Below are 8,103 nucleotides of genomic sequence, written 5' to 3'. Positions count from 1 at the left end.
GACCCGGCCGCACGCCGAGGCACCGCACCGGACGCCGCGGGCTGATCCACGAAGATCGACGAGACACCCCCTACGGCAGGAGCTTCTCGATCGCCGCCGAGCCCTCCGTCTCCAGCTTGCGGCGGGCCCAGTCCAGGGTCTTCGGAGTGACGTCCCTGCCCGCCGCCATCACCAGGTCCTCCGGGGTGACGTCCCTGGCCGGGGCGGTGTGCAGCAGGGCGTCAGGGGTGCAGTGGTCGTCGATCGACCGCGACTCTTCGGGCGTGGAACTCGACATGATGCCTCCTCCTCCGGATGGGCGCATCCGTGCCGGTGCCGCCGAACGGGGCACCCTCTCACCATCGGCCGCCGGGCGCCCACGCGCATCCCGAGCGGCCTACGCTGGACGGGCAGCCGTACACCACCTTGGGAGGCCGCAGCGATGGCCGAGACGCCCTTCCAGCAGGAGACCCGGCAGAGCCGCCGCTATCTGCCGATCGCCGAGCACGGCCTCATCGGAGACCTGCGCAGCGTGGCGCTCGTCGGCAGCGACGGCACCATCGACTGGTACTGCTCCCCGTCCTTCGACGCCCCCAGTGTGTTCGCCGCGCTGCTGGACGCCGAGCGCGGCGGCCGGTTCGAGCTGGCGGCCTCCGTCCCGGCGCACACCAAGCAGTTCTACTTCCCCGACACCAACGTGCTGATCACCCGCTTCTTCACCGAGGAGGGCGTCGGCGAGGTGCAGGACTTCATGCCGGTCGGCACCGGCCGCCTGGGCGAGGAGGGCCGGCACCGGCTGATCCGCCGCGTGATCTGCGTACGCGGCACCGTGCCGTTCCGCGCCCTGGTCGCGCCCCGCTTCGGGTACGGCGCCGACCCGCACACCCTGCGCGAGGTTGCGGGCCTGCTGCTGTTCGACGCCGGCGAGCGAGCACTCACGCTCACCGCCACCGTGGCCATGGAGTGCGACGGCCGGGACGCGCGGGCCGAGTTCAAGCTCGGCGAGGGCGAGAGCGCGGTGTTCGCGCTGGACCAGGCGGGCGGCGAGATCGCCCCGCGCGGCTGCGCGCACGCCGAGGCCGAGCACGAGTTCAACGCCACCGTCGCCTACTGGCGCCACTGGCTCGCCCAGTCCCGCTACCGGGGCCGCTGGCGCGAGATGGTGCACCGCTCCGCCCTCACCCTGAAGCTGCTCACCTACGCCCCCACCGGCGCCATCGTCGCCGCCCCCACCACCAGCCTGCCCGAACAGCTCGGCGGCGAGCGCAACTGGGACTACCGCTACGTCTGGGTCCGCGACGCCGCCTTCGCCGTCTACGCCCTGCTCCGGCTCGGCTTCGCCGGCGAGGCCGAGGCGTTCATGCGCTTCGTCACCACCCACATCAGCCCCGGCGACGGAGCCGTCGAGGGCCCGCTCCAGATCATGTACGGCATCGACGGCCGGGCCGAGCTGCCCGAGAGTGAACTCCCGCACCTGGAGGGCTACGCGGGGTCCGCCCCGGTCCGCGTCGGCAACGCCGCCGCCTCGCAGCTCCAGCTCGACATCTACGGCGCCCTGATCGACTCCATCTACCTCTACGACAAGTGGGCCCAGCCCATCTCCAGCGCGCAGTGGGACGACCTGTGCCACCTGGTGAACTGGGTGTGCGACCACTGGGACCAGCCGGACGAGGGGGTGTGGGAGACGCGGGGCGGCCGGAAGAACTTCCTGTACTCCCGGCTGATGTGCTGGGTCGCCATCGAACGCGCCATCCGCCTCGCCAACCGCCGCGGCCTGCCCGCCGACCTGCCCCGCTGGCGCGGCTCCCGCGACGACATCTACCGCCGCATCATGGACCGCGGCTGGTCCGAGCAACGGGGCGCCTTCACCCAGTGCGAGGACAGCGACGTACTGGACGCGTCCCTGCTGATGATGCCGCTCGCCAAGTTCATCGCGCCGACGGACCCCAAGTGGCTCTCCACTCTGGACGCCCTCACCGAGGACCTGGTGTCCGACTCCCTCGTCTACCGCTACGACCCCGAGGCCAGCCCCGACGGCCTGCGCGGCGACGAGGGCACCTTCTCCATCTGCTCCTTCTGGTACGTCGAGGCCCTGGTCCGCGCGGGCCGCGTCGACGAAGCCCGCCTGGCCTTCGAGAAGATGCTCACCTACGCCAACCATCTGGGCCTCTACGCCGAGGAAATAGGCCGCACCGGCGAACAACAGGGCAACTTCCCCCAGGCGTTCACCCACCTCGCCCTGATCAGCGCGGCCTTCAACCTGGACAAGGCACTGGGCTGACTCAGCGTTGCGCCGAGGCGAGTTGACGGTGGACCGCCGCCGTGACGCGCCCGGTGTCGCCTGTCGCGAGCAGGTCCACCAGCGCACCCCGAAGCAGCGCGAGCACCAGCGTGCGTTCCGCGCGGGCGTCCTCGGTTCCGCCCGCCGCCTCTACGAGCGCCACGGCTTCCGGCTCACCGCGGAGGACCGTCACCACAGCTTCGGCCACGACCTGGTCGGCCAGACCTGGCGGAGTTCGCTCCGGCCGAGCGTCACGGCAGGGGCTGTTCCGCCCAGATGATCTTGCCGGTCGGGGTGTAACGGGTGCCCCAGCGGTCGGAGAGCTGGGCCACGAGGAAGAGGCCGCGGCCGCCCTCGTCGGTGCTGGCGGCGTAGCGGAGGTGCGGCGAGGTGGTGGTGCCGTCCGAGACCTCGCAGATGAGGGTCCGGCCGCGCAGCAGGCGTACGCCGATGGGGCCCCGGCCGTAGCGGATGGCGTTGGTGACCAGCTCGCTGAGGATCAGCTCGGTGGTGAAGGTCAGCTCCTCCAGGTCCCAGTCGGCCAGCTGACGGGTCACCTTGGCGCGGATCTCCGACACGGCCGCCGGATCGGCGGGCACCTCCCAGTGGGCGACCTGGTCCTCGCCCAGGACGCGGGTCTCGGCCACGATCAGCGCCACGTCGTCCGTGGGCCGGACCGGCAGCCGGTCCAGGACCGTCCGGCAGGTCTCCTCGGGCGAGGCGCCCGTCGCGTGCCGCAGCGCGTCGCGCAGCAGGTCGAGCCCCTCGTCGATGTCCCGCTCCCGGTCCTCCACCAGCCCGTCGGTGTACAGCACCAGCCGGCTGCCCTCCGGCAGCTCCAGATCGGCCGTCTCGAACGGCAGCCCGCCCAGCCCCAGCGGGGGACCGGCCGGCACGTCCGGGAACTCCACCGTGCCGTCCGGCAGCACCAGCGCGGGCGGCAGATGCCCGGCCCGCGCGATGGTGCAGCGCCGGGACGCCGGGTCGTACACCGCGTACAGACAGGTCGCGCCGGTGACGGCGGCCGCGCCGTCCTCCGGGGTCTCGTCCTGGTCGAGCCGGGCCACCAACTCGTCCAGCAGGCCGAGCAGTTCGTCCGGGGGCAGGTCGAGCGAGGAGAAGTTGTGCACCGCCGTACGCAGCCGGCCCATCGTCGCCGCCGCGTGCAGCCCGTGCCCGACCACGTCACCGACCACCAGCGCCACCCGCGCGCCCGGCAGCGGCAGCACGTCGAACCAGTCGCCGCCCACCCCGGACTGCGCCGGCAGATACCGGTAGGAGATCTCCAGGGCGTCCTGGGCGGGCAGGGTGCGCGGCAGCAGGCTGCGCTGGAGGGTCACCGCCATGCTGTGCTCGCGGGTGTACCGGCGGGCGTTGTCGATGGACACCGCCGCCCGCGCCACCAGCTCCTCCGCCAGCGCCAGATCCTCGGAGTCGAACGGCTGCGGCTTCTCCGAGCGCCAGAAGTTCGCCACCCCCAGCACCAGATTGCCCGCCCGCAGCGGCACCGTGATCAGCGAGTGGACGCCGTACTCGATGATCTGCTCGGTCCGCTCCAGATCCTGCGCCTGCCAGCCCGGCGCGTCCTTGAGGTCCGGCTCCACCACGGACTGCCCGGTCGCCAGGCTGCGCGCCTGCGGCGAGGTCGGCACGAAACGGATGCGCTCGCCCAGCGGATACAGCGGCGCGTCCTTGCGGATGCCGCTGAACGCCGCCCGCCGCAGCTCGGTGCCCGGCTTCGGCTCCTCGCCCTTGAGCACCGGCTCGAACAGGTCCACCGTGACGAAGTCCGCGAACCTGGGCACCGCCAGCTCGGCCAGCTCCTCCGCCGTACGGCTCACGTCCAGGCTGGTGCCGATGCCCACCCCGGCGTCGTACAGCATGTTCAGCCGCTCGCGGGCCACCTCGGCGCGGCCGGACAGGGCGCGCAGCTCGGTGGAGTCGCGGAGCGTGGTGACGCTGCCGGGCGGGCCGCCGCGCAGATCGGTGGGCCGCTGGTTGATGGCCAGCAGCCTGTCCTTGACCAGATGCACCTCGTCCGTGGCGATCCGGCCCGAGGCGAGCAGCCCGGCCGTCTCGTCGTCCAGGCCCAGGTCCAGCACGCTGCGCATCTCGGCGTCCTCGGGCAGGTCCAGCAGCCGGTGCGCCTCGTCGTTGGCGAGCAGCAGCTTGCCGCCGTCACCCACGATCAGCACACCCTCCCGGACCGCGTGCAGCACCGCGTCGTGGTGCTCGTACATCCGGGTCATCTCATAGGGGCCGAGGCCGTGGGTCTGGCGCAGCAGGCGTCTGCTGACCAGCGCGGTGCCCGCCGTGGCCAGCGCGAGCGCCGCCGCGGCCGCCGCGAGGAGGAGCGGTAGCTGCTGGTCGGCGGCGCCGCCGACGTGCGCGGTGGTGATACCGGCCGAGACCAGGCCCACCACCTTGCCGCCCGAGTCCCGCACCGGCACGACCACCTGCACCAGCGGACCGATGGTGCCGGTCAGCTCCTCGACCACCGTCCCCCCGCGCAGCGCGGGCCCGATCGTGCCGACGAACTTCTTGCCGATCCGGTCCGGATCGGGGTGGGTGTAGCGGATGCCCCGGGTGTTCATCACGACGATGAAGTCGACGTGGGTCGCCTTGCGGGCCGCCTCCGCGCTCGGCTGGAGGATCGCCGTCGGGTCCGGCGCGCGCAGCGCGGCCGCCGTACCGGGGGCGTTGGCGAAGGAACCGGCGGCGGACAGGGAACGGTTACGGGCCTCCAGGTCGCTGTCGTGCCGTACCTGGAGCACCTGGGCCACCACGGCCGACACGACCAGCAGCAGCACGATCACCACTTGGAGCAGGAACACCTGCCCGGCCACGCTGCGCCCCGTCGCCGCCGCCCGCAACACGCCGGGCGGACCGTCGTCGCCGGCACCGCCCGGATGCCGCGCGCCTATGGGCGCGCGCGGGTGCCCGAACGAACGGGGCGCCCGCGGATCGGGTCGGCCGGGCAGTCGCACCATGTGCCCATGTCTACACTGCCGCGCTCCGTCAGGCGAGGCCGTACCCCGAGGTGAAGGGCCTTCCGGCGCCGATCCGCGCTCACCCGCGCCGCCCTGCCGCTCACCCGGTCGGTGGAAACCCGTACGGGATCACCCGAACCGCCCCGGGCCGCCCACGGATCAGAAGTCGCCGGGCTTCTCCGGCAGCGGGCGTGTCGCGGCGCGCATGCTGCGCAGGGCGAGCAGGAGGACGCCGATGTCGTCGAGGTAGACCGGGTCGGGGAGCAGATCGGTCGGCAGTACCAGATAGAGGACCGCGCCCCAGAACACCCAGCGCGGCCCGGTCGGCAGCCCCGCGTCCCGCAGGGAGCGCCGCGCCTTGACCAGCCGCACCAGCAGGACGATGGCGAACACCAGCACCACCGCCGCCGCGAGGGCCGCGACCACCAGCAAGATCGTGGAGTTGTCCATGAGCCCTGTCCCCTCCCGACGCGCGGCCCGCCCGCGCCCTCTTCCGTCTGCCCGCTGCGGCGCCCGGCAGCCGTCGGGTCACACCCGGTCGCCGCCCTCGGCCTCGCGCTCCGGGTCGGTCTCCGGGGCGCTGTCAGGGTTCCCGGGCCGCTGCCCCCGCGCCGGGAGCCGCAGCCGCTCGAACGTCCGGGTGAGCTGCTGCAACGGCGACTGGTTACGGGCCGAGGGCCGCTGCTGGGGCAGTACGGGCAACGGTGTGTCGCGGTACGCGGCCAGCGCCTCGTGGGCCTGCTCGGCCGCCTCCCGGTACAGATCCCGCGACTTCGTCATCGCCTCCAGCGCCTCCCGGTACCGCTCGACCCGGCGCCGCTCCCGCTCCAGCTCCTCCTGCACGGTCATCAGCGTCCAGTTGTCCCGCAGCCCGGCCAGGGCCTCACCGAGCCCGCGCGGCCTCGGGCGCGACAGCGCGACGAAGTCCCGCAGGGCCGTGACCAGCTCGGCAGGCTCGGAGCCGTCCAGGAAGACGCTGCGCACGGCGTACGCCTGCCGGTCGTACCCCGCGGGCACCGGGTCCGGGGGCAGCAGTACGGCACCGCCGCGGGGCACCTCCACCCCGAGGTCCTTCAGCGCCCAGTTGACCGCCCGGAACTGCTGGGGGGTGGCCCGGTGCTCGATCACCCGGTGCCGCAGCCCCGGTGGCAGCAGCCGGGCCAGCGGCAGCCTGCCGCGCTCGTCCGGCGTCATCGCCTCGTGCACGACCAGATTGACGCACCACGCCTCGCGGGCCGCGTCCCGCAGTCGCCTGCGCATCTCCTTGTCGTCCAGCGGCAGCGCGTTGACCTGCCGGAACCGCAGCCCCGGCACGGTCGGATGGTGGTCCCACTCGCCGTCCTCGGAGGCGGAGCCGGACTCGGGCCAGAACAGAGTGGCCGGTGAGGGCCACGCCTCCTCCCACAGCCGCTCGGCCTCCGCGACGAGCGTCCACTCGTGCCCCGGCCGCTCCGGCACGGAGAGGAGGGTGAGCCGGGCCCGAACGGTGATCGTGCCCCCGGCGCGCCAGCGCGCCTCGAAGACGCGGCCGGTGGAGCCCTCAGGGACGGGCGGCTCCGAGAAGTCGTCGAGATCCCCGCGCGCCCGGCGCTCTCTCAGGGTGCGGCGGACGACGTCCTCGGGGGTGGTACCGGTGTGACGGCCGCGGGCCGCCCAGATCGTCTGCGGGACGGGGGCGCGGTCGGTGGCGGAGTTCGACATGGGCCAATCTGCTGGTGGGGGCCGGTGCGCGTTCCAGTATCACCGGTATGCCCCGCCATCGGGGCGCCGGGTCCCGCGGCGGCGCGTCGGGCAGGGGCGCGCGCGGTCGCGTGCGCCAGGGGCGCGTCTCGTGCGCGCCCCGTGGAGGCCGGGTACGGCAGACCCCGGCGAGAGCCGGGCCACCGGTCTCGTCGGGGTCTCGTCGTCGTTCAGCCGCGCGGACACCGCGGGATCAGGCGCCGCTCTCCCGGAGCATGTCCTCGCGCTCCACGAGCTTCACCCGCTCGCGGCCGTGCGGCTCACCGAGGGCGCGCTCGGCGGCGTCCAGCTTGTACCAGCCGTCCCACGTGGTGAAGCGGACTCCCCGCCCGGACAGGAAGGCGTACACGGCCTCCGGGTCCGGCGCGGACGGCGTGTGCAGCCGGCCGTTGGCGTGGTCGTCCAGCAGGTTGGCCACCGTCTCGTTGGCGTCGCCCTTGGTGTGACCGATCAGACCGACCGGGCCGCGCCTGATCCAGCCCGTGACGTACGTCGACGTCAGGTGGGCGCCGCTCTCCTCGATGACCCGGCCGCCCTTGTCCGGGACGGTGCCCGTCTCCAGGTCCCAGGGCAGCTTGGGCAGCTTCTCCGAGAGGTAACCGACCGCGCGGTAGACCGACTGGACGTCCCAGTCCTTGAACTCGCCGGTGCCCTTGACGTTGCCGGTGCCGTCCAGCGCGGTGCGCTCGGTGCGCAGGCCGACGACCTTGCCGTTCTCGCCGAGGATCTCCGCCGGGGACTCGAAGAAGTGCAGGAACAACTTGTGCGGGCGGTCGCCGACGTCGCGGATCGCCCAGTTCTCCAGCGTCTTGGCGACCATGTCGGCCTGCTTGTTGCCACGCCGGGTCTCTATGGAGCCCGCGTCGTAGTCGATGTCCTCGGGGTCGACGATGACCTCGATGTTGGGGGAGTGGTCCAGCTCGCGCAGCTCCATCGGGCTGAACTTCGCCTGCGCCGGGCCGCGGCGGCCGAAGACGTGGACCTCGAGGGCCTTGTTGGCCTTCAGACCGTCGTAGACGTTCTGCGGGATCTCCGTCGGCAGCAGTTCGTCCGCCGTCTTGGCGAGGATGCGGGCCACGTCCAGGGCGACGTTGCCGACACCGAGGACGGCGA

7 protein-coding genes are annotated in these 8,103 nt (G+C 73.0%); 2 read left to right on the top strand and 5 right to left on the bottom strand.

The features are described from left to right. Positions 1-70 precede the first annotated feature (70 nt). A complete protein-coding gene (locus CCN33_RS02100; RefSeq protein ID WP_030805020.1) occupies positions 71-277 on the bottom strand; it encodes a hypothetical protein in 207 nt (68 codons plus the stop codon). A 144-nt stretch (positions 278-421) separates the two neighbouring features. Between CCN33_RS02100 and CCN33_RS02095 the strand changes: the two genes are divergently transcribed. Beyond that, on the top strand, positions 422-2,260 hold the full coding sequence (locus tag CCN33_RS02095) for a glycoside hydrolase family 15 protein (protein WP_086690448.1): 1,839 nt from the start codon (positions 422-424) through the stop codon (positions 2,258-2,260). A 28-nt stretch (positions 2,261-2,288) separates the two neighbouring features. Next, positions 2,289-2,540, top strand: a complete 252-nt coding sequence (locus CCN33_RS33465; RefSeq protein WP_208621635.1) for a hypothetical protein — start codon at positions 2,289-2,291, stop codon at positions 2,538-2,540. On the opposite strand, the gene CCN33_RS02080 is transcribed toward CCN33_RS33465, so the two are convergent. From CCN33_RS02080 to CCN33_RS02065, 4 genes are all read right to left on the bottom strand, one after another. Beyond that, positions 2,512-5,250 carry a SpoIIE family protein phosphatase gene (locus CCN33_RS02080; RefSeq protein ID WP_244173568.1) on the bottom strand — a complete coding sequence of 913 codons (2,739 nt, stop codon included), beginning with the start codon at positions 5,248-5,250 and terminating at the stop codon, positions 2,512-2,514. The two genes, CCN33_RS33465 and CCN33_RS02080, sit on opposite strands and share 29 nt — an antisense overlap. Positions 5,251-5,409: 159 nt before the next feature. Beyond that, positions 5,410-5,700: a YkvA family protein gene (locus CCN33_RS02075; protein WP_086690446.1), complete on the bottom strand. Its 291-nt coding sequence runs from the start codon at positions 5,698-5,700 to the stop codon at positions 5,410-5,412. A gap of 78 nt (positions 5,701-5,778) precedes the next feature. After that, complete coding sequence (locus tag CCN33_RS02070) at positions 5,779-6,951, bottom strand: hypothetical protein (RefSeq protein WP_086690444.1); 1,173 nt, start codon at positions 6,949-6,951, stop codon at positions 5,779-5,781. 232 nt (positions 6,952-7,183) lie between these two features. Continuing rightward, positions 7,184-8,103 (bottom strand): ferredoxin--NADP reductase domain-containing protein (locus CCN33_RS02065; RefSeq protein WP_086690443.1); only part of this gene is annotated, 920 nt, incomplete at its 5' end.

Source organism: Streptomyces recifensis, assembly GCF_002154615.1.
GTDB classification, from domain to species: domain Bacteria; phylum Actinomycetota; class Actinomycetes; order Streptomycetales; family Streptomycetaceae; genus Streptomyces; species Streptomyces griseoluteus.
The sequence above is the reverse complement of the archived record's forward strand: the minus strand, read 5'-3'. Positions and strand labels throughout refer to the sequence as shown.